Origin of the sequence: Brevibacterium aurantiacum (assembly GCF_003932995.1) — a bacterium.
GTDB classification, from domain to species: Bacteria; Actinomycetota; Actinomycetes; order Actinomycetales; family Brevibacteriaceae; genus Brevibacterium; species Brevibacterium aurantiacum.
On the sequence record NZ_CP025333.1, the window covers coordinates 2505132 to 2526688 of the forward strand.

General features: G+C 60.2%; 15 protein-coding genes and 3 rRNA genes. 3 read left to right on the forward strand and 15 right to left on the reverse strand.

Annotated features, from left to right (window positions below):
• Window positions 1–6 precede the first annotated feature (6 nt).
• Window positions 7–1569 (forward strand): GMC family oxidoreductase, encoded by a 1563-nt coding sequence (locus CXR25_RS11580; protein ID WP_096162868.1) that lies wholly within the window; start codon window positions 7–9, stop codon window positions 1567–1569.
• A 256-nt stretch (window positions 1570–1825) separates the two neighbouring features.
• On the opposite strand, the gene CXR25_RS11585 is transcribed toward CXR25_RS11580, so the two are convergent.
• From CXR25_RS11585 to argC, 15 genes are all read right to left on the reverse strand, one after another.
• Window positions 1826–3622 (reverse strand): BCCT family transporter, encoded by a 1797-nt coding sequence (locus CXR25_RS11585; RefSeq protein WP_069600349.1) that lies wholly within the window; start codon window positions 3620–3622, stop codon window positions 1826–1828.
• A 283-nt stretch (window positions 3623–3905) separates the two neighbouring features.
• Window positions 3906–4024 (reverse strand): 5S ribosomal RNA (gene rrf, locus CXR25_RS11590).
• 157 nt (window positions 4025–4181) lie between these two features.
• A 23S ribosomal RNA gene (locus CXR25_RS11595) occupies window positions 4182–7298 on the reverse strand.
• A 412-nt stretch (window positions 7299–7710) separates the two neighbouring features.
• Window positions 7711–9244: ribosomal RNA gene (locus tag CXR25_RS11600) — 16S ribosomal RNA — on the reverse strand.
• Together the 16S, 23S and 5S rRNA genes form the textbook arrangement of a ribosomal RNA operon.
• Window positions 9245–9780: 536 nt before the next feature.
• The gene (locus tag CXR25_RS11605; protein WP_009885325.1) at window positions 9781–10182 is read right to left on the reverse strand and encodes a YccF domain-containing protein; all 402 of its coding nucleotides are present in this window, start codon (window positions 10180–10182) and stop codon (window positions 9781–9783) included.
• Between the two features lie 250 nt (window positions 10183–10432).
• Entirely contained in the window at window positions 10433–11719 is a 1287-nt protein-coding gene (tyrS, locus tag CXR25_RS11610; protein ID WP_101598847.1) for a tyrosine--tRNA ligase, read from the reverse strand.
• 106 nt (window positions 11720–11825) lie between these two features.
• Entirely contained in the window at window positions 11826–11987 is a 162-nt protein-coding gene (locus CXR25_RS19145) for a type II toxin-antitoxin system RelE family toxin (RefSeq protein ID WP_276330403.1), read from the reverse strand.
• A gap of 30 nt (window positions 11988–12017) precedes the next feature.
• Window positions 12018–12263, reverse strand: a complete 246-nt coding sequence (locus CXR25_RS18810) for a type II toxin-antitoxin system prevent-host-death family antitoxin (RefSeq protein WP_069601375.1) — start codon at window positions 12261–12263, stop codon at window positions 12018–12020.
• Window positions 12264–12345: 82 nt separating this feature from the next.
• The gene (gene argH, locus CXR25_RS11625) at window positions 12346–13818 is read right to left on the reverse strand and encodes an argininosuccinate lyase (RefSeq protein ID WP_101598845.1); all 1473 of its coding nucleotides are present in this window, start codon (window positions 13816–13818) and stop codon (window positions 12346–12348) included.
• 102 nt (window positions 13819–13920) lie between these two features.
• Window positions 13921–14454: an arginine repressor gene (locus tag CXR25_RS11630; RefSeq protein ID WP_101598844.1), complete on the reverse strand. Its 534-nt coding sequence runs from the start codon at window positions 14452–14454 to the stop codon at window positions 13921–13923.
• Window positions 14451–15374: an ornithine carbamoyltransferase gene (argF, locus tag CXR25_RS11635; protein WP_125240556.1), complete on the reverse strand. Its 924-nt coding sequence runs from the start codon at window positions 15372–15374 to the stop codon at window positions 14451–14453. Before argF ends, CXR25_RS11630 begins: the two co-directional genes overlap by 4 nt.
• 94 nt (window positions 15375–15468) lie before the next feature.
• Complete coding sequence (locus tag CXR25_RS11640) at window positions 15469–16671, reverse strand: acetylornithine transaminase (RefSeq protein WP_125240557.1); 1203 nt, start codon at window positions 16669–16671, stop codon at window positions 15469–15471.
• On the reverse strand, window positions 16664–17647 hold the full coding sequence (gene argB / locus CXR25_RS11645; RefSeq protein ID WP_125240558.1) for an acetylglutamate kinase: 984 nt from the start codon (window positions 17645–17647) through the stop codon (window positions 16664–16666). Before argB ends, CXR25_RS11640 begins: the two co-directional genes overlap by 8 nt.
• Window positions 17644–18822, reverse strand: a complete 1179-nt coding sequence (gene argJ / locus CXR25_RS11650) for a bifunctional glutamate N-acetyltransferase/amino-acid acetyltransferase ArgJ (protein ID WP_125240559.1) — start codon at window positions 18820–18822, stop codon at window positions 17644–17646. The genes argB and argJ overlap by 4 nt, the downstream gene beginning before the upstream one ends.
• The gene (argC, locus tag CXR25_RS11655) at window positions 18819–19928 is read right to left on the reverse strand and encodes an N-acetyl-gamma-glutamyl-phosphate reductase (protein ID WP_125240560.1); all 1110 of its coding nucleotides are present in this window, start codon (window positions 19926–19928) and stop codon (window positions 18819–18821) included. Before argC ends, argJ begins: the two co-directional genes overlap by 4 nt.
• Window positions 19929–19972: 44 nt before the next feature.
• Here argC and CXR25_RS11660 point away from each other — a divergent pair, with 44 nt between their 5' ends.
• Both CXR25_RS11660 and CXR25_RS19380 read left to right on the forward strand, forming a co-directional pair.
• Window positions 19973–20947 (forward strand): quinone oxidoreductase family protein, encoded by a 975-nt coding sequence (locus CXR25_RS11660; RefSeq protein WP_125240561.1) that lies wholly within the window; start codon window positions 19973–19975, stop codon window positions 20945–20947.
• Window positions 20948–21135: 188 nt separating this feature from the next.
• Complete coding sequence (locus CXR25_RS19380; protein ID WP_164513962.1) at window positions 21136–21414, forward strand: transposase; 279 nt, start codon at window positions 21136–21138, stop codon at window positions 21412–21414.
• The last annotated feature ends 143 nt before the right edge of the window (window positions 21415–21557 follow it).

Here is a 21557-nt window from a genome sequence, read left to right on the forward strand (position 1 = left end):
CAGAACGTGGAAACAACTAATAGCTTTGACTATGTCGTCGTGGGCGGAGGCTCCGCGGGTGCCGCTGTGGCAGCACGCCTCAGCGAGGATCCCGACGTCAGCGTCGGTCTGCTGGAAGCGGGCCCGACCGATGTCGGCGAGGACGTCATCCTCAGCCTCAACCGCTGGATGGAACTGCTCGAGTCCGGCTTCGACTGGGACTACCCCATCGAGGAGCAGGAGCACGGCAACTCTCATATGAGGCATGCCAGGGCAAAGGTCCTCGGCGGCTGCTCCTCGCACAACTCATGCATCGCCTTCTGGGCACCGCGCGAGGATCTCGACGACTGGGAGACCAAGTTCGGCGCCACCGGGTGGGGATCAAAGGACACCTTCGGCCTGTACAAGAAGCTGGAGAACAACGAGCTTCCCGGTGACCACCACGGTCACGATGGCCCCGTGCACCTGATGAACGTGCCACCGAATGACCCATGTGGTGTTGCCCTGCTCGACGCCTGTGAGCAGGAGGGTATCCCCCGCGTTCAGTTCAACGAGGGTGAAACCGTCATCAACGGTGCCAACTTCTTCCAGGTCAACCGCAAGGCCGACGGCACCCGTTCGTCCTCCTCGGTGTCCTACCTGCACCCGATCCTCGACCGTGAGAATCTCACGATCCTCACCGACACTCAGGCCAAGGTCCTCGAGTTCGATGAGCAGGAGAACTGCACCGGCGTCCACGTCGTCAACAACGCCTTCGGTCACACCAAGCGCATCGAAGCCAAGCGGGAAGTCATCGTCTCCTCTGGTGCGATCAACACCCCGCAGCTGCTGATGCTCTCCGGTATCGGACCCAAGGACCACCTCGCCGAGGTGGGTATCGATGTTCGCGTCGATTCGCCGGGAGTCGGTGAACACCTCCAGGACCACCCCGAAGGTGTCATCGCCTGGGACGCGAAGAAGCCCATGGTCGACGACTCCACCCAGTGGTGGGAGGCCGGCATCTTCACACCGACCGAAGAGGGCTTGGACCGCCCTGACCTGATGATGCACTACGGTTCCGTGCCGTTCGACATGCATACCCTGCGTCAGGGATACCCGACGTCGGAGAACACCTTCTGCCTGACACCCAATGTCACGCATGCCCGCTCACGCGGCACCGTGCGTCTGCGCTCACGTGACTTCCGGGACAAGCCCCACGTCGACCCTCGGTACTTCACCGATCCAGAGGGCCACGATATGCGCGTCATGATCGCCGGTATCCGCAAGGCTCGGGCCATCGTGGCCCAGGACGCCATGTCCGAGTGGGCCGGTGAGGAATTGTTCCCCGGCAAGGATGTGCAGACCGATGAGCAGATCGAGGACTACATCACCCGCACCCACAACACCGTCTACCACCCGGTGGGCACAGCACGTATGGGTGCCGCCGATGACCAGTCCTCGCCGCTGGATCCCCAGCTGCGGGTCAAGGGCGTCAACCGCCTCCGCGTCGTTGATGCTTCGGCCATGCCGGAGATCACGACGGTCAACCCCAACATCACGGTGATGATGATGGGTGAGAAGTGCGCTGAAATGATCAAATCAGGATCCTGATACCTCGCCTCCTGGCGCTGAGCGGTCGAGACCGAACAGTGCTCTGACGCAAGGAGATGGACCGTCTGGGAGGGCTCCGCTGACAAGCGGGGCCCTCCTCGTCATCTGTCAGGCGAGAAGCTCATCGCCAGGGCCTCAGTCCAAGCAGCCGAGTTCGGACGGCGATGCTCAGGTTGATGGATAGAAAAAGCGACTGGCCACACCTGACATGCAGGTATGACCAGCCCCTTGCCCGTCTTAGACGGACCTCAAGAGATCACTCGGATGAGGACGGACGATCCGGCTCGTTCTTCGCGCTGCCGGTTCGACTGGCCAGCGTTCCGTAGCGTTTCTTCTTCTTTCCATCTTCAGAGATGTAGGGGTCGCGGAACTCCGGCGCCGGCTCAACAGCTTCGGGAGCAGTCACGACCTCTTCCTCATCGTCGTATTCATGAGCGAAGACGTCGTCTTCATCGGCCCTGCGCTCGACCTCTTCGGGTGGGAGCACCTTCTTCCACTTGCGCATTCGCACTCGTGGCAGTTCACCGGCGTCCTCACGCAACGCTCGCATGAGGGCGTAGATCTGGAAGTACGCGATGATGAAGAACGGGAGCCCGACGAGGATGATCGTCGACTGCAGTGCCTCGAGTCCACCCGAACCGGAGAAGACGAGCAGCGCCGCGGTGACAACGGCAATAGCCAGAGCCCAGAATATTCGCTGCCCCAGCGGATTGAAGTCTTCGTGACCGTTGTTCATCGTGTCCACCACGAGAGCCGCAGAGTCCACCGAGGTGACGAAGAAGATGATCACCAAGATGATGGCGATAACGGACACTGGCGCAGCTAGCGGGTAATGCTCGAGGAATGCGAACAGCGCACCAGGGACATCACCCTGTTCCACGACGCGATCGACGAGTCCACCACCCTGATTGAACTCGATGTCAAAGGAAGCGTATCCGAAGACTCCGAACCAGATGACGGAGAAGGCCGACGGAATCGCGAGAACTCCGATGACGAACTGCCTGATGGTACGACCGCGGGAGATCCGGGCGATGAAGATACCCACGAAGGGCGACCAGGTGATGGTCCAGGCCCAGTAGAAGACCGTCCAGGTGTTCTGCCAGCCTGTGTCGGCGAAGGTGTCATTCCACAGTGCCAGTTCCGGAAGCGTCTGGATGTAGGTGCCCAAGGATTCGAAGATGCCGCGAGCTATGAACAAGGTGGGCCCGAGGACGATGATGAAGATCAGCAACAGGACAGCGACCACGATGTTGATGTTCGACAACACTTTGATGCCCTTGTCCAGACCCATTGACACAGAAATAGTCGCCAAGCCGCAGACCACGCCGATGATGATGAGCTGCCAAAGTGCATTCTCCGGGATGCCGATGACCTGGGCCAGACCACCGTTGATCTGCAATGTGCCAAGACCGATAGATACCGCAATACCGAAGACGGTGCCGATGATGGCGACAACGTCAATGAACTTGCCGATGGGACCATGGATCTTCTCACCGAGGATCGGCTGGAAGATGGAGCTCACACGCGGTGGCAGGTTCCTCTTGTGAATGAAGTAGGCGAAGCACAACGCCGGCAGGGTGAAGATCGTCCAGGTATGCAGGGTGAAGTGATAATAGGTGAAGTTCATCGCGTCGGTGGCAGCTTCGACCGTACCGGGTTCGATGCCCAAGGACCCCCGAGGTGGGTCGCCGAAGTGGCTGACCGGTTCCGCGACTCCCCAGAACATGAGGATCGATCCGATGCCGGCGGCAAACAACATCGCGAACCAGGCACCATTCGAGTGCTCCGGTTCCTCGTTGTCCGGGCCGAGCTTGGCCCGACCGTACCGTGATGCGGCTATGTAGATGAGGAAGACCAAAAAGACGGTGACGCCGAGGATGTAGAACCATCCGAGGTTCGTCAGCAGCCAGTCCGACGCGACAGAGACACCACTGTCGAGAGCGTCAGTGAAAAAGATCGTGGCGAGCACGAACAGAATGATGACCGCGGCTGACGAAAAGAAGATCGCCGGGTTGGTCCGGAGCCTAAGGGTATCGTGCAGACGGTTGAGCATGAGCGGTACCTTCCTACGTGTTGTGACCACCACACTACCTATACAGTCCATCACTGTGGACTGAACCACGCGTAGGAATTTGGGAAAGTTCAACCGATGGTCAGGCCCAGAATAGACAGAATCTCCTGCTCGCAGGCGCTGCGAGATCTCGAAGCCGTGAATGAAGAATGGTGGAGGAGCCTCCCCTGATTGGAATCAGGAAACACTCCCCCACCACACCACTCGTGAATACAAGTAAGGGGCCATCCCACCGAAGTGGAATGACCCCTCACCTTAAAGAATATTGCGGCAGTCACCTACTCTCCCACAACCACCAAGTTGCAGTACCATCAGCGCGAATGGGCTTAGCTACCGGGATCGGAACGGTTAACCGGGCGTTTCCCCACCACTATCACCACCGCAAAACCAACAAACCACCACCACCCGAGTAATCACACCTCAAGAGTGTAGTAGCGGTCCAAGAACCGTACAGCGAACGCGAACACCACACATAATGTGACTCGTTAATATCTCGTAAAACCCATAGCGTGAAACACGCACACACCAACCAAAAATAAAGGTTGATGAGTGATCGGCGTATTAGTACCAGTCAACTCCACACCTCACAGTGCTTCCATACCCGGCCTATCAAACCCATAATCTATAGGACACCTCACCCCAACTTAATGGGTTGGAAATCTCATCTCGAAGCAGGCTTCCCGCTTAGATGCTTTCAGCGGTTATCCTTCCCGAACGTAGCCAACCAGCCATGCACCTGGCGGTACAACTGGCACACCAGAGGTTCGTCCGTCCCGGTCCTCTCGTACTAAGGACAGGCCTCCACAAATTTCCTACGCACGCAGCGGATAGGGACCGAACTGTCTCACGACGTTCTAAACCCAGCTCGCGTACCGCTTTAATGGGCGAACAGCCCAACCCTTGGGACCGACTACAGCCCCAGGATGCGACGAGCCGACATCGAGGTGCCAAACCATGCCGTCGATATGGACTCTTGGGCAAGATCAGCCTGTTATCCCCGAGGTACCTTTTATCCGTTGAGCGACCACGCTTCCACAAGCCATGGCCGGGTCACTAGTCCCAGCTTTCGCTCCTGCTCGACACGTCCGTCTCACAGTCAAGCTCCCTTGTGCACTTACACTCGACACCTGATTGCCAACCAGGCTGAGGGAACCTTTGGGCGCCTCCGTTACTCTTTAGGAGGCAACCGCCCCAGTTAAACTACCCATCAGGCACTGTCCCTGAACCCGATCAGGGTCCGAAGTTAAGAAATCCAGAATAGTCAGAGTGGTATTTCACTTGACGACTCCACCACCACTAGCGTGATAGTTTCACAGTCTCCCACCTATCCTACACAAACCACACCGAATCCCAATACCAAACTATAGTGAAGGTCTCGGGGTCTTTCCGTCCTGCTGCGCGTAACGAGCATCTTTACTCGTAATGCAATTTCGCCGAGTTCGTGGTTGAGACAGCAGAGAAGTCGTTACGCCATTCGTGCAGGTCGGAACTTACCCGACAAGGAATTTCGCTACCTTAGGATGGTTATAGTTACCACCGCCGTTTACTGGGGCTTAAATTCTCCGCTTCACCCCTAACGGGGTTAACGAGTCCTCTTAACCTTCCAGCACCGGGCAGGCGTCAGTCCGTATACATCGACTTACATCTTCGCACGGACCTGTGTTTTTAATAAACAGTCGCTTCTCTCTGGCCTCTGCGACCACCACCAGCACATCACCAAGCACGTTGGCTTCACCGGGATGGTCCCCCTTCTCCCGAAGTTACGGGGGCATTTTGCCGAGTTCCTTAACCACGATTCTCTCGATCACCTTAGTATTCTCTACCTGACCACCTGTGTCGGTTATAGGGTACGGGCAACACACAACCTCACGCCGATGCTTTTCTCGGCAGCATAGGATCACCAGATCACCCCACCACAAGTGGGGCGCCCATCAGCTCTCACACTCAATGTGGGGACGGATTTACCTACCCCCACGTGCTACGACCTTAGACCACGACTACCATCGCGTGGCCTGGCTACCTTCCTGCGTCACACCTCGCGCTTACCGACTCCACACTCAGGTCCCACAGAATCCTTCAACCAGACACCCGAAGGCATCACGGAAGAACACCGAGGTTAGTATCGTGTGTTTTGGTATTGACGGTTAAGCGTCGGTACCAGAATATCAACTGGTTGTCCATCGACTACGCCTGTCGGCCTCGCCTTAGGTCCCGACTTACCCAGGGCGGATTAGCCTAGCCCTGGAACCCTTGGTCATCCGGTGGACGGGTTTCTCACCCGTCTTTCGCTACTCATGCCTGCATTCTCACTCGTACCGGCTCCACCACTCGTTCACACGGCGACTTCACTGCCAGCACGACGCTCCCCTACCCAACACCCCACCATTACGGCTATCAGGGGTGCTGCCACAACTTCGGCGGTGTACTTAGCCCCGCTACATTATCGGCGCTCAATCACTTGACCAGTGAGCTATTACGCACTCTTTCAAGGATGGCTGCTTCTAAGCCAACCTCCTGGTTGTCTTCGCAACTGAACATCCTTTCCCACTTAGCACACGCTTAGGGGCCTTAGTTGATGGTCTGGGCTGTTTCCCTCTCGACAATGAAGCTTATCCCCCACTGTCTCACTGCCACGCTGAACCTTACCGGCATTCGGAGTTTAGTTGACGTCAGTAACCCGGTGGGGCCCATCAGCCATCCAGTAGCTCTACCTCCGGCAAGAACCACGCAACGCTGCACCTAAATGCATTTCGGGGAGAACCAGCTATCACAGAGTTTGATTGGCCTTTCACCCCTAACCACAGGTCATCCCCTCCATTTTCAACTGAAGTGGGTGCGGGCCTCCACGCGCTCTTACACACGCTTCACCCTGCCCATGGCTAGATCACTCCGCTTCGGGTCTAGGACACGCGACTCATACGCCCTATTCGGACTCGCTTTCGCTACGACTACCCCTCTCGGGTTAACCTCGCCACGCACCGCTAACTCGCAGGCTCATTCTTCAAAAGGCACGCCATCACCCCAACAAAGGAGGCTCTGACGGATTGTAAGCACATGGTTTCAGGTACTATTTCACTCCCCTCCCGGGGTACTTTTCACCATTCCCTCACGGTACTATCCGCTATCGGTCATCAGGAAGTATTTAGCCTTACCAGGTGGTCCTGGCAGATTCACACGACATTCCACGAGTATCGTGCTACTCGGGCAAACACATATCGTCGGGGCCACATGTTTCGTCTACGGGACTCTCACCCACTCCGGTACTGTTTCCCACCAGCTTCGACTACACGCAACACACATCAACGACTCGGTCATGCCGGACCGAACACGCATTCCCCACAACACCGCATACGCAACACCAGCACGTTTGACACGCACACGGTTTAGGCTGATCCAGTTTCGCTCGCCACTACTCCCGGAATCATGTTTTATTTTCTCTTCCTACGGGTACTGAGATGTTTCACTTCCCCGCGTTCCCTCCACACACCCTATATATTCAGATGCGGGTCACCACACTCTCATGTGGCGGGGTTTCCCCATTCGGACACCCTCGGATCACAGCCCGTTTATCGGCTCCCCGAGGCTTATCGCAGATTTCCACGTCCTTCATCGGCTCCTGATGCCAAGGCATCCACCATGCGCTCTTACACACTCATCACACCCAAAAAAAATTTGGTTGCAAAATGTGTGTGCGAAAATTTCACACTAAGATTTCACAAGAAAAATCACATTACATAACAACCCAAACAAAGTTCGGGCTGTTGATGCTCGCGTCCACTATACGATTCTCAAACCACTACCAAACACCACCCACACCCACACAACCAAAGGCTGCTGGTCTGGACGGGTTGGTCCTGTTGGTTGAAACCACACCCAACCATTGCTGGTTGGTTTGTGATTCCAGGACCCAATAACGTGTTCGTTCTAGCCCACCATCATCACACCGTCGACAAGGCATGAACCTTAACGACGCTGTGCGGGTTGAGCGAAAATAATGATGTTCCACCCTTGAGCTCCCAACCGGCACCACGTACGGGTGACACGTTGGGGTTCTTATGTGTGCTCCTTAGAAAGGAGGTGATCCAGCCGCACCTTCCGGTACGGCTACCTTGTTACGACTTAGTCCCAATCACCAGTCCCACCTTAGACGGCCCCCTCCACAAGGGTTGGGCCACCGGCTTCGGGTGTTACCGACTTTCGTGACTTGACGGGCGGTGTGTACAAGGCCCGGGAACGTATTCACCGCAGCGTTGCTGATCTGCGATTACTAGCGACTCCGACTTCACGTAGTCGAATTGCAGACTACGATCCGAACTGAGACTGGCTTTAAGGGATTCGCTAAAACCTCGCGGTCTCGCATCTCTCTGTACCAGCCATTGTAGCATGCGTGAAGCCCAAGACATAAAGGGCATGATGATTTGACGTCATCCCCACCTTCCTCCGAGTTGACCCCGGCAGTCTCCTATGAGTTCCCACCATTACGTGCTGGCAACATAGAACGAGGGTTGCGCTCGTTGCGGGACTTAACCCAACATCTCACGACACGAGCTGACGACAACCATGCACCACCTGTACACCAACCCCAAAGGGGAGGAACTGTTTCCAGAACGGTCTGGTGTATGTCAAGCCTTGGTAAGGTTCTTCGCGTTGCATCGAATTAATCCGCATGCTCCGCCGCTTGTGCGGGCCCCCGTCAATTCCTTTGAGTTTTAGCCTTGCGACCGTACTCCCCAGGCGGGGCACTTAATGCGTTAGCTACGGCGCGGAGAACGTGGAATGTCCCCCACACCTAGTGCCCAACGTTTACGGCATGGACTACCAGGGTATCTAATCCTGTTCGCTCCCCATGCTTTCGCTCCTCAGTGTCAGTTACAGCCCAGAGTCCCGCCTTCGCCACCGGTGTTCCTCCTGATATCTGCGCATTTCACCGCTACACCAGGAATTCCAGACTCCCCTACTGCACTCTAGTCAGCCCGTACCCACTGCACGCGCAACGTTAAGCGTTGCGTTTCCACAGCAGACGTGACCAACCACCTACGAGCTCTTTACGCCCAATAATTCCGGACAACGCTTGTACCCTACGTATTACCGCGGCTGCTGGCACGTAGTTAGCCGGTACTTCTTCTGCAGGTACCGTCACCGATAAAGGCTTCTTCCCTGCTGAAAGCGGTTTACAACCCGAAGGCCGTCATCCCGCACGCTGCGTCGCTGCATCAGGGTTTCCCCCATTGTGCAATATTCCCCACTGCTGCCTCCCGTAGGAGTCTGGGCCGTGTCTCAGTCCCAGTGTGGCCGGTCGCCCTCTCAGGCCGGCTACCCGTCGTCGTCTTGGTGAGCCATTACCTCACCAACAAACTGATAGGCCGCGAGCCCATCCCCAACCGAAAAAACTTTCCACAACCAAAGATGCCTTCGGTCGTCATATCCGGTATTAGACCCAGTTTCCCGGGCTTATCCCGAAGTCGGGGGCAGGTTACTCACGTGTTACTCACCCGTTCGCCACTCATCCACCCCGGTGCAAGCACCAGGGCTTCAGCGTTCGACTTGCATGTGTTAAGCACGCAGCCAGCGTTCGTCCTGAGCCAGGATCAAACTCTCCATAAAAAAATTATGTTACGAATGAATCCCAGCAAGACAGTCAACCAACGATCACGGGGTGACCGAGGCTGACCAATTAATCATGTCCACACATGCTGGCGTGACCACCCGGCGAAGGGTAGCCACAAATGTGTGAACATGTGATTGTCTTACCAGAAAAATAATGTTTCTGGCATCACTATTTGTTCAAACAAACACGCTATTGGATTCTCAAACCACAAACACTCACCCATCACCACAGACCCAATTATTGGGGCGTGTTCACTGGGGGTGTCAGTTTCAATTGTTGGCTGCCACCAACATTTTCCGTGTGGACCAGACAAACTGTGTTTGTGCTGGTCACACCCGGTGAAAACTGTTCTCGAAGAGTTCGTTTTCTGCGGGGCAACGAGATACAACTCTAGACCAGGCCAGTGGCTGCGTGCAACTCGAAACCGGACCTTTGGCTGTGACACCCGTCACCGGAGCCTCATCGGGCCTCTTGTTCCCCGAATTCTAGGGTTCAGTCCCTACATGCGGGTCTTTGTTGCGTGGCGCCGGGCTCAGGCTCCGCGGTACCCGGGCATGAGGGAGTCGCTGTCGACGATCTCTTTGCCCAGGGGCATCAGCGAGACGGGGATGAGTTTGATGTTGGCCCATCCCAGTGGGATCCCGATGATGGAGACGAACAGCGGGATCGAGGTGACCACGTGTCCGATGGCCAGCCAGATGCCGGCGACGATGACCCAGATGATGTTGCCGAGAGTTGTCGCAATGCCTGCCGGCCTGGTCTCGATCACTTCGCGGCCGAAGGGCCAGAGGGCGTAGTTGCCGATCCGGAAGGAGGCGATGCCCCAGGGGATGGTGACGATGAGGATGCAGCAGATGATGCCGGCCAGGTAGTAGCCGAGCGCCAGCCACAGTCCGCTGAAGATAAACCAGATGATGTTGAGCAGTGTTCTCATGTTCTCCTCGTTTCGACGTAGTACTGATACCAGTCTCGGTCACAGCTCCGGTCAACGCTATGAGGCTGTCCAGAGATCTGACGTCGGTGACCACCGAATACAAGCGAAAGCCTTGTCATCTCTCAAAACAAGTCTTTCGCTTGTCCAATGAGACTCGTGGTCGGCACCGGTTCGGGTCTCTGTGCCCGGATACGACGACACCGTGCCCTCGAATTGATCAAGGGCACGGTGTCGTCAGCAGTCATGGAGCTCAGCTGATGATGTCAACTGCCCCCAGGGTCTTCTTTCCACGACGCAGGAGGATCACTCCTCCGCCTTCGGTAGGGAGCACCTCGGTGGGGGTCAGGGTCTGGTCGTCACCGGTGACCTTGACGTTGTTGACGTAGGCGCCGCCGTCCTTGATGGCTCGGCGTGCCTCGCCCTTGGACTTCACGATTCCGGCAGTCACAAAAGCATCGGCAACGGGTATGCCCTCAGCCAGCTGCGTCGAGCTGACATCACCTCGAGGCAGTTCGGAAGTCGCGGCTCCCAGGGTGGAGGCGTCGAGACTGGCCAGCTCTCCCCCACCGAACAGGGCAGAGGCCGCTGCGATCGCCTGCTCGTACTTCTCCTTACCGTGGACCAGTGTCGTCACATCTTCGGCCAGCACCTTCTGTGCCAAACGCGTGTGTGGTGCCGCGGTGAACTCGGCCTCGATCTGCTCGATCTCCTCGAGGGAACGGAAGGAGAACACCTTGAGGTACTTCACGACATCGCGGTCATCGGCGTTGAGCCAGAACTGGCTGAACGCGTATGGGCTGGTCAGGCTCTCGTCCAACCACACGGTGCCGGACTCGGTCTTGCCGAACTTGGTGCCGTCGGCCTTGGTGATCAGCGGTGTGGCCAGGGCATGGACACTGTGCTGCTCGACGCGACGAATGAGATCGACACCCGAGGTCAGGTTGCCCCACTGATCGGAGCCACCGGTCTGCAGGGAGCAGCCGTAGCGGCGGTGGAGTTCGAGGTAGTCGTTGCCCTGCAGTACCTGGTAGGAGAACTCCGTGAAGGAGATTCCTGCTTCGCTGTTGAGGCGAGCCGAAACCGATTCCTTCGCCAGCATCCGGTTCATCGGGAAGTGTTTGCCGACGTCGCGGAGGAAGTCGATTGCGGACATCTCGGACGTCCACTCGTAGTTGTTCACGACCTGGGCGGCATTCGGGCCGCTGAAGTCGAGGAACTTCTCGACCTGTGCCCGGATCTTTGCCAACCATTCCTCGACGACTTCGCGCGGGTTGAGCGTGCGCTCTCCCGACATACGGGGGTCACCGATGAGTCCGGTTGCTCCACCCACGAGAGCCAGGGGGTTGTGTCCTGCCTTCTGCAGGCGCGCGGCGGTGATGAGCTGGACCAGGTTGCCCATGTGCAGGCTGGGTGCGGTGGGATCGAAACCGACATAATAGGTCAGCGATTCCTCATTGAGAGCCTTCTGCAGGGCGGCTTCGTCGGTCGAAACCGAGACGAGTCCACGGGCCTTGAGTTCACTGAAGATGTCGGTCACTTCGGTCCTTTCAGATGTGTATGAAGTGTCGGCGAGAAGCCGACGGGGTCAATTCTACGGGTTGTTCTGAGCTGGTCCCTCACCCCTGGGCGCACCGGAATCATTTTCAGCGATGCACTTCACGTCGATGCCCAAGGTGCAAGACCAGCACGAGAAGTTCCCCGTCGTATACGTCATAGATGATCCTGTAATCGCCGACCCGAATCCGAAGTTCGCCGCCACCGTCCTTGAGCTGAATACTCCCTTGTGGACGAGGTTCCTCGGCCAGTCAACTGATCGAGTAGCTCATCGAGGAAGCTCAGATGCCAATCTCTCGGACGAGGTCCTCGTGAGTGACTCGTTCGGACTCATCACGCGCCGCGGCGGCAGATCGGATGTCAGCTTGATCTTCCAACGCCTGCAGAGCACGGTCATAGAACTCAGGAGACACAACGACAGCACGACGGCCTGCCCCGCGCGAGGTGATCTCGACGGGCTCGCGCTGCGCAGCAGCAATATAGTCACTCTGCTGATTGCGGAACTGGGATAACGTCACTGAACTCATGAACCCATCGTACAACTTGTACAAGTTGTACGCAATGCTCAAGTGCGCCCCTGAAGTCGTGCTTCTTCTTAGAGAAGGACGCTCAAACGCTCCGCGGCGAATCCGCGAATTCACGCAGTTTCGCAACTTCGGCCTTCGCATTGGCCAGCTGCTGATCCACGGCGCTGCGGGCGGTGCCGCCCTTGGAGCTACGGGAGTCAATCGACCCGAGCGTGGTGAGCACCTCACGGACGTCAGGTGTCAGGTGCTCGGAGATGCCGGCGAACTCTTCGTCCGTGAGATCCCACAGCTCGGCGTCCTTCGACTCGGCAAGCTGCACGCATTCTCCGGAGAGTTCGTGGGCGATGCGGAAGGGAACGCCCTTGCGGACGAGCCATTCGGCGATGTCCGTGGCCAGCGCGAATCCGCGGGGTGCCAGGTAGGCCATGCGTTCGGTGTTGAACTTCAGCGTGGCGACCATCCCGGTGAACGCCGGGAGCAGGAGTTCGAGGGTGTCTGTGGCGTCGAAGACCGGTTCCTTGTCTTCTTGCAGGTCACGGTTGTAGGCCAGGGGCAGGGCCTTGAGCGTTGAGAGCAGACCGGTGAGGTCACCGATCAGGCGACCGGACTTGCCGCGAGTCAGCTCGGCGACGTCGGGGTTCTTCTTCTGCGGCATGATCGAGGACCCGGTCGAGTACGCATCGTGGAGGGTGACGAAGGAGAATTCCTTGGTCGCCCAGGCGATGACTTCCTCGCTGAGACGGGAGAGGTTGATGCCGATCATCGTGGTGATGAACAGGTATTCGGCGAAGACGTCGCGACCTGCGGTGCCGTCGATCGAGTTTTCTGCCGAGTCGTTGAAGCCCAGATCGGCGGCCACAGCCTGAGGGTCGAGGCCCAGCGATGATCCGGCCAGGGCACCCGAGCCGTAGGCGGAGATGCCGGCGCGCTCATCGAAGTCGACGAACCGGGCGACGTCACGCAGCAACGGCCATGCGTGGGCCAGGAGGTGGTGGGCCAGGAGCACAGGCTGTGCGTGCTGCAGGTGGGTGCGACCGGGCATCGGCGCTTCGGGGTGCTCTTCAGCCTGGGCGATGAGGACGTCGACGGCGTCGAGGACGAGCCCGGCAACTTCACGAGCGTGATCGCGCAGGTACATGCGTCCCAGGGTCGCGATCTGGTCGTTGCGGGACCGGCCGGCACGCAGTTTGCCGCCCAGCTCGGGTCCGGCGATCTCGATGAGTCCGCGTTCGAGTGAGGAGTGGACATCCTCGTCGGATTCGGCGGCAACGTATTCGCCGGTTTCGACGCGGCGGCCGAGTTCGTCAAGCGCCTCGGTCATGCCCTGCAGCTCATCATCGTCGAGCAGACCCGAGCGGTGCAGCACCTTTGCGTGGGCCTTCGAACCGGCGATGTCGTAGTGGGCCAGGCGCCAGTCGAAGTCCGTCGACTTGCTCAGCGCGGCCAGTGCATCGGCCGGGCCGTCCGAGAATCGTCCGCCCCATAGGCTCAGTCGTTCGCTCACAAAAGGTCCTTCCCCACCGTCGGCGCTTCCACGCTGCCGGTTTGAATCCATCGGTTCGGTGTTCCAGTTCCCGGTCGGCCGGGTCTGCGTGTGTCTCAGGTCTGGCTATGTGTTCCAGGCCCGTGTGTATCGGTCATACGTGTATCGGGTGTATCAGCTCTCGGCGGCGTTTCCGGCCGCATATTCGAGGAATGTCTCGGCCAGTGTCTGTCCCCCGACGGAGGACATCGCGATGACGAGAACAGTATCGTCTCCTGCGATTGTGCCAAAGATCCCGGTCATCGAGGAGCGGTCGATCGCCGAGGCCAAATATTGGGCGGCTCCGGGCGGGGTGCGCAGAACGACCATGTCCTTCTGAGCTGCCGCGGAGACGAGGAGCTCTTCGAGCAGCCTCGGCAGCTTCGCATCCAGGCTGTCACCCGTGGACTGCTGCAGGCTGCGGTCGCCGCCCTCACCGGGGACGGCGTAGACGGATCCGGCGGTGGACCGGATCTTCACGGCACCCACCTCGGCGAGGTCGCGTGAGAGGGTCGCCTGGGTGACGGTGATGCCCATCGTTGCCAGGTTCTCGGCCAGGTCGATCTGGGAGTGCACAGATGTGCGGGTGATGAGATCGATGATCTTCTGCTGCCGCGCGGTCTTCGTCAGCGGTGCCGAGTTCGTCGGTGATGTGGCGTTCTCGCTCATCGCTTCTCCAGCAGGAATGTCATGAGTGCCTTCTGCGCGTGGAGTCTGTTCTCGGCTTCATCGAAGACCGCCGAGGCGGGTCCGTCGATGACTTCGGCGGTGACCTCTTTGCCCCGGTAGGCCGGCAGGCAGTGGAGGAAGATCGGGTCGTTGCCCAGTTCCATGAGTTCCTGTGTGACCTGGTACTTCACGAACGGTGAGGTCTCGTCGTCGCGACCAGCGGCGTCCTGTCCCATGGACACCCAGGTGTCGGTGACGAGGACATCGGCACCCTGGGCGGCAGCTTTCGCGTCGTCGGTGACCGTGACGGATCCACCGGTGGCCTGGGCGAGTTCCTTGGCCTCGGCGATGATGGCATCGGCCGGCTGGTAGTCGGCGGGGGCGGCGATGCGCACGTGCATGCCGGCGTTGACTCCGCCGAGGACGTAGGAGTTGGCCATGTTGTTGGCCCCATCGCCGTAGTACGTCATGGTCTGACCGGCGACGTCGCCGCGGTGTTCGCGGATCGTGAGCAGGTCAGCCAGGATCTGGCAGGGATGGTAGTCATCGGACAGGGAGTTGATGACCGGAACGGATGAGTTCTGGGCCATCTCTTCCAGACCTGCTTGGGCATAGGTGCGCCAGACGATCGCCGAGACCATGCGCGACATGACCTGCGCGGTGTCGGCGATGGACTCCTTATGCCCCAGCTGCGCCTCACCGGGGTTGATGATGAGCGGCTGCCCGCCAAGGGCGGCGATCCCGGCGGCGAAGGACACGCGGGTCCTCGTTGAGGTCTTGTCGAAGATGACTGCCGCGGTCTGCGGCCCGGCCAGCGGGGTCCGCGAATATGGGGCTGCTTTGAGTTCGACTGCGAGGTCGAGGACTTGTGCCTGTTCGGCCGGGGTGAGGTCGGTGTCCTTGAGGAAATGCCGTGTCATGGTGTGTCCTTTGTCAGTCTGTGTGGGGCAACCGGGCTGTGAGGGTCGATGGCCCGGTCGCCGAGGTGGCCGCTAGGTGGGGCGGCGAACGTGTTCAGCCGTGCAGCAGTCCGGGCAGGGCGGTCAGGAACGGTGCGAGATCGTCTTTCGTGATGATCAGCGGTGGTGCCAGGCGCAGGCGTCCGGGTGCGACGGGGTTGATGATGAATCCGGCTTCGAGCGCGCGGGCTGCGATCGCCTTCTCATCGAGGCCGGCGGCCAGTTCGAGGCCGAGGAGCAGTCCGGTGCCGGTGACCTTCTCAACGCCGTCGATGGCCAGCAGCTGGCTCGTCAGCCACGCTCCCATGTCCCGGGTATGGTCGAGTAGGTCCTCGGTCTCGATGGTCTCGAGCACGGCCAGTCCGGCCGCGCAGGCGATGGGGTTCCCGCCGAAGGTGGTCCCGTGCTGGCCGGCTTCCAGGAGTTTGGTGTTGGCATCGCCGACGGTGATGGTGGCCCCGATCGGCATGCCCCCGCCCAGGCCCTTCGCCGAGGTGATGATGTCGGGGACGACTCCTTCGCCGATGTCCGGGTTCTGGTAGGCGAACCACGATCCGGTCCGAGCCACTCCGGACTGGACCTCGTCGAGGACAAGGAGTGCCCCCGCGTCGCGAGTCAGTTCACGCACATTGGTGAGGTATCCGGCCGGGTGTTGCCGGACTCCGACCTCGCCCTGGATGGGTTCGATGAAGACGGCGGCAGTGGTGTCGTTGATGGCAGCGGCGAGCGCGTCGACGTCCCCGTAGGGAATATGGACGACGCCGGGTACCCCGGGTGCGAAGGGTTCGCGGTAGGCGGCCTTGGCCGTCAGTGCGAGCGCGCCCATGGTGCGACCGTGGAAGGCGCCCTCGATGGCGATGATGATCGGGCGTGATCCACCCCCAGCGCGGCGGGCCATCTTGAAGGCGGCCTCATTGGCTTCGGTGCCGGAGTTCGAGAAGAACACGGCCGAACCGCTGGGCAGGTCGAGGACCTCGTGAAGTTTCTCAGCCAGTGCGATCTGCGGTGGTGAGGTGAAGAAGTTCGAGATGTGGCCCAGGGTCGACGTCTGCTCGGTGATGGCCTTGACCCAGGCGGGGTGGCAGTGGCCGAGTGCGTTGACGGCGATGCCGGCCAGCAGGTCGAGGTATTCCTTGCCCGAGGCGTCCCAAGCGTGCACGCCCGCTCCGCGGACGAGGTCGAGCTGGGGTGAGCCGAAGACCGGTGAGAGGACGCGGGAGAAGTCATCGCGCCAGGTCTGGGATTGTGTGTCACTCATTGTCGTCCTCCATAGTTCCCTTGTGTCCGTCACCCAGTGGTGCGGGTTCGACGACGGTGTCTTCGACCATGGTGCCGATGCCCTCCGAGGTGAAGACCTCGAGCAGCAGGGAGTGCGCCATCCGGCCGTCGATGATGTGAGCCTGCTGCACCCCGTGCTCGATGGCCTCAAGCGCTGCGGTCATCTTCGGGATCATGCCCGCGTCGAGGCTGGGCAGCAGTTCGCGCAGCTTCTTCGGTCCTATGCGCGAGATCAGGCTCGAGGTGTCGGGCCAGTTCGCGTAGAGGCCGGGCACATCAGTGAGCATGATGAGCTTGTTCGCCTTAAGCGCCTTCGCCACAGCCGACGCGGCGAGGTCGGCGTTGATGTTCAGGGGCTTGCCGGCCTCCCCGTCGATCTCCGAGGCGATCGAGCAGATGACGGGCACCCGCCCGGCGTCGAGGAGCTCGGTGAGCACGGTGGTGTTGACTTCGGCGATCTCACCCACCCGGCCCAGGTCGATGACCTCACCGTCCACCTCGGCGTGGGTCTTGTTGGCCAGAAGCAGGTCTGCGTCCTCACCGGAGAGACCGATCGCGGCATTGCCGTTGCGGTTGATGCGGGAGACGATGTCGCGGTTGACCTGGCCGGAGAGGACCATGCGGATGACCTCGGCGGCCTCCTCGCTGGTGACCCGTTGGCCTGCCTTGAACTCGCTTTCAATACCCAAGCGAGACAGCATCGAGGTGATCTGGGGTCCTCCCCCGTGGACGACGACGGGTCGGATGCCGGCGAAGCGGAGGAATGCGATGTCGTCAGCGAAGGACTGCTGCAGCTCCGGGGAGATCATCGCGTTGCCGCCGTACTTGATGACGATGGTGGCACCGGCGAAGGTTTTGATCCACGGCAGCGCCTCGGTCAGGGCTTCGGCCTTGACCTGGGCGGCGGCGAGCCGGGCGGCCGTGGACTTCGTGGACATGTCGTGTGGGTTGCTCATGTGGAGTAGGCGCTGTTCTCTTCGACGTAATCGTGGGTGAGGTCCGATGTCCAGACCGTGGCGGTGTGGTCACCGGCGTGCAGGTCGATGACGACGTCGACGTTGCGCTCGAATTTGACCTTCTCCGGGTCCTCATAGGGTCCCGAAGCTCGGCACACCTCGGTGCCGTTGATGCTCACGTCGATAGCGGTGGGGTCGAATTTCGCCGAGGTGGTTCCCACCTGGGCGACGACGCGCCCCCAGTTCGGGTCCTGGCCGAAGATCGCGGCCTTGAACAGTGCCGAACGTGACACTGAGCGGGAGACCTCCACAGCGTCGGCTTCACTTGCCGCACCCTGCGTGGTGATCGCAATGTCGTGATGCGCCCCTTCGGCGTCGACGTGGAGTTGGTGCATGAGGTCGAGGCAGAGTTCGCGCAGCAGGCCGGTGAACTCGTCCGTGTCGACTGCGGCTTCGTGGGCGCCGGAGGACATGAGGATAACGGTGTCGTTCGTCGACATGCACCCGTCGGTGTCGAGGCGATCGAAGCTGTTACTCGTCGAGGCCCGCAGAGCCTGGTCGAGCACGGCCTGATCGACCTTCGCGTCGGTGGTGATGACGACGAGCATGGTGGCCAGTCCGGGGGCGAGCATGCCCGCGCCCTTGGCCATGCCGCCGATCGTGTACCCAGTGCTGCCTTCGCGGGTGGCGGTCTTGGCCACGGTGTCGGTGGTCATGATCGCCTCGGCGGCGTGTTCGCCTCCGGTCACGGAGTCCTCGGCGGCGGCCACAAGTGGTGGCAGATTGTCGATGATGGTGTCGCGGAAGTCCTGACCGCCGACGCCGATGAGACCGGTCGAGCAGACGAGGATGTCTTCGGCCGATGTTTCGGTGCCTGACTCGGTGAGGAGTTCGGCAGTGGTCTGGGCGGTGAGCGTGGTGGTCTCGTATCCGAAGTCACCGGTGTAGCAGTTGGCTCCCCCGGAGTTGAGGACGACGGCGCGGGCTTGACCGTTGGCCGAGGCCTTCTGGGACCACAGGACGGGGTTGGCCTTGCAGCGGTTCGAGGTGTAGACGGCGGCGACGGCAGTGTCGGGGCCAGTGTTGATGACGAGCGAGAGGTCTTTGGTCCCGCTGGGTTTGAGTCCGGCGGTCAGGCCGGCGGCTGTGAAGCCAAGTGGTGCGGTCACGCTCATGGTGCGACTCCTTCAAGGGGAAGTGCGGTGGTCTCGTCGATGCCGAGGGCAAGATGGATGGACTGGAGGGCTTGGCCGGCGGTGCCGCGGACGAGGTTATCCAGGGCCACGACGATGAGGATTGTGCCTGCCCGTTCGTCGACGGTGAACTGGATGTGCGCGAGGTTCGACCCAGTGGTCGATGAGGTGCGCGGCCACTGGCCTTCGGGCAGGACGCGGACGAAGGGTTCGTCGGCGTAGGCCTGGTCGAAAGCCTTGCCCAGCTGGTCCTTCAGTGCCGCGGCGTCGAGGAGACCCTCGGCGGTTCTCGGTGCGGACTCCCCCGGCTCGGCAGTGATGGTCGCCAGTATCCCCCGGGCCATGGGCACGAGCGTCGGAGTGAAGGAGATCCGCGTGGGGCCTTCTGCGGCGTCGGCGCCGAGGACACCGTTGAGGTTCTGCTCGATCTCGGGCACGTGCCGGTGCGTGCCGCCCGTGCCATAGGGACTCGCATCGCCGAGGACCTCGGCGGCGGTGAGGTGCGGCTTGAGTGCCTTGCCGGCTCCGGAGACGCCATTGGCCAGCACCGCGTTGAGTCCAGTAGGTGCCGCGAGTCCGGCTTGGATGAGCGGGGCGAGTCCGAGGCTCACGGCGGTGACGTTGCAGCCAGGGACGGCGATGCGCTTGGTGGACTTCAGTGCTTCGCGCTGTTTCGTGCCGTCGGCGGTGAGCAGTTCCGGCAGACCGTAGGACCAGGTGCCCTGGTGATCGGAGCCGTAGAACTTCTCCCAGGCGGCGGCGCTGATGAGCCGATGGTCGGCGGCGAGGTCGACGATGAGTGTCTCGGGGCTCGACTCTTCGAGCTCGGCGGCGATCGCTCCGGACTGACCGTGTGGGAGCGCGAGGATGACGACATCGTGGCCGGCGAGCACCTCGGCGGTGGACTCCTTAACCACGAAATCGGAATATCGGGCAAGATGGGGTTGATGTCGGCCGAGCGTCTCACCCACGGAAGAATGTCCGCACACCATGGTGACGTTGAGATGAGGGTGAGTGCTCAGCAGCCGGAGGACCTCTCCCCCGGCGTATCCGGTGGCACCGGAGACGGCAACACTAAGATCATTCATATGTATAACTATACCAGCACATTAAATTATATGCAGAAGGCGTGATGACCCAGGCTATTCAGGCGATGCGAGCAGGTGGACCCGAGGTTCTCGAATTCAATGAGATCGACACCCCTCGGCCCGGTCCTGGTGAGGTCCTCGTTGACGTCGAGGCCGCGGGTGTGAACTTCATTGACACGTACCGTCGTTCGGGCACGTACCCCATGAGCTACCCGCACATCGTCGGCTCCGAGGGCACCGGTCACATCGCCGAGGTGGGCGAAGGTGTGGCGAGCTGGTCCGTCGGCGACCGCGTCGCCTGGCACGAAGGCCCGGGTTCGTATGCGACCCAGGTCGTCGTCAAAACCGATAACCTGCTGCGCGTACCGGAGGGCGTGAGCACCGAGGTCGCCGCCGCAATGCCGCTGCAGGGCCTGACTGCCCAGTACCTAGCCACGAGCTCGCACGAGATCAAGCCCGGCCACACCTCGCTCGTCCATGCCGGTGCCGGCGGAGTCGGACTCCTGCTCACCCAGATCATCAAGCACCTGGGCGGCAACGTCATCTCGACCGTGAGTACCGAGGAGAAGGCTGAGCTGGCGCGCAAGGCCGGCGCCGATGAGGTGTTCCTCTACGGCAATGGTGTCGACATCACCGCGAAGGTCAAGGAGCTCACCGATGGAGAGGGCGTCGAGGTCGCCTATGACGGTGTCGGCAAGGACACCTTCGATGCTTCGCTGGCATCCCTGAAGCCACTCGGCTCGATGGTCCTCTTCGGTGGAGCCTCGGGTCAGGTGCCGCCGTTTGATATTCAGCGACTCAACGCATCGGGCGGCATCTTCCTGTCGCGGCCTTCGCTCGCGTGGTTCGTCCGCTCCCCCGAGCAGCTGGCCAAGCGCTCGTCCATGCTCTTCAACGGCGTCGAGCACGGGTGGCTGAATTTCCGGGTGGGAGCCACGTTCGCGCTGGCTGATGCTGCGGATGCCCATCGTGCGCTTGAAGGCCGGGAGACCACGGGCAAGGTTGTGCTGACGGTGTGATCGATACACTCCAGATAGACAATAGGACGGGCGGGTTGTCCGTCGTCGGAGAATCCATCCTGTCTCAGCACCAGCGCTAAGTTAAACCCAGCCAAATGGATTCGCTTTTTCACACATCCACAGCATCATGCCACCGATCCCTACCACGTCGCGGCTGAGGTCGCCCACAAATGCGCGCAAGACCTCCGATGCGTGTTCCACCAGGCCACGCCTCGCAACCACGACGATTCGTCGAGAAATTGATCGGCACGTGTCCGTCATACTCATTCCTAGATATAGCTCGATTCAAGAAGACCCTGCTTCTATGGAGATCAGCATTTTTGACCTACTTCGGTACTGGACGAGCGAGCAATGGTGGCACTGAGGAAATTAACGAGACCATCGAGTTCGGCCGCCTAATCGCCCAAGGGTTCCGCAAGTTCGAGCACTATCGATTGAAGATGCACCTGTTCACCGGCCAACTTTAAATCTCGCCTCACACTTAACTCTGAAGGGTCCGATAGCCACACCTTTAATAGAGTCCTCAAGGCAGGCGGTGGCCTCGCGGATGGCCAGCGCTCCGACGCTCTCGCTGGGGGATAAGCAAAATCGAATGGAAGAACGCGATAGG

Bases quoted from the DNA above. Each gene is read 5' to 3' on its own strand.
- CXR25_RS11585 (WP_069600349.1), bottom strand. From the start codon at position 3,622: ATGCTCAACCGTCTGCACGATACCCTTAGGCTCCGGACCAACCCGGCG.
- CXR25_RS11605 (WP_009885325.1), bottom strand. From the start codon at position 10,182: ATGAGAACACTGCTCAACATCATCTGGTTTATCTTCAGCGGACTGTGG.
- CXR25_RS18810 (WP_069601375.1), bottom strand. From the start codon at position 12,263: ATGAGTTCAGTGACGTTATCCCAGTTCCGCAATCAGCAGAGTGACTAT.
- argH (WP_101598845.1), bottom strand. From the start codon at position 13,818: ATGGATTCAAACCGGCAGCGTGGAAGCGCCGACGGTGGGGAAGGACCT.
- CXR25_RS11630 (WP_101598844.1), bottom strand. From the start codon at position 14,454: ATGAGCGAGAACGCCACATCACCGACGAACTCGGCACCGCTGACGAAG.
- argF (WP_125240556.1), bottom strand. From the start codon at position 15,374: ATGACACGGCATTTCCTCAAGGACACCGACCTCACCCCGGCCGAACAG.
- CXR25_RS11640 (WP_125240557.1), bottom strand. From the start codon at position 16,671: ATGAGTGACACACAATCCCAGACCTGGCGCGATGACTTCTCCCGCGTC.
- argB (WP_125240558.1), bottom strand. From the start codon at position 17,647: ATGAGCAACCCACACGACATGTCCACGAAGTCCACGGCCGCCCGGCTC.
- argJ (WP_125240559.1), bottom strand. From the start codon at position 18,822: ATGAGCGTGACCGCACCACTTGGCTTCACAGCCGCCGGCCTGACCGCC.
- argC (WP_125240560.1), bottom strand. From the start codon at position 19,928: ATGAATGATCTTAGTGTTGCCGTCTCCGGTGCCACCGGATACGCCGGG.
- CXR25_RS11660 (WP_125240561.1), top strand. From the start codon at position 19,973: ATGACCCAGGCTATTCAGGCGATGCGAGCAGGTGGACCCGAGGTTCTC.
- CXR25_RS19380 (WP_164513962.1), top strand. From the start codon at position 21,136: ATGCGTGTTCCACCAGGCCACGCCTCGCAACCACGACGATTCGTCGAG.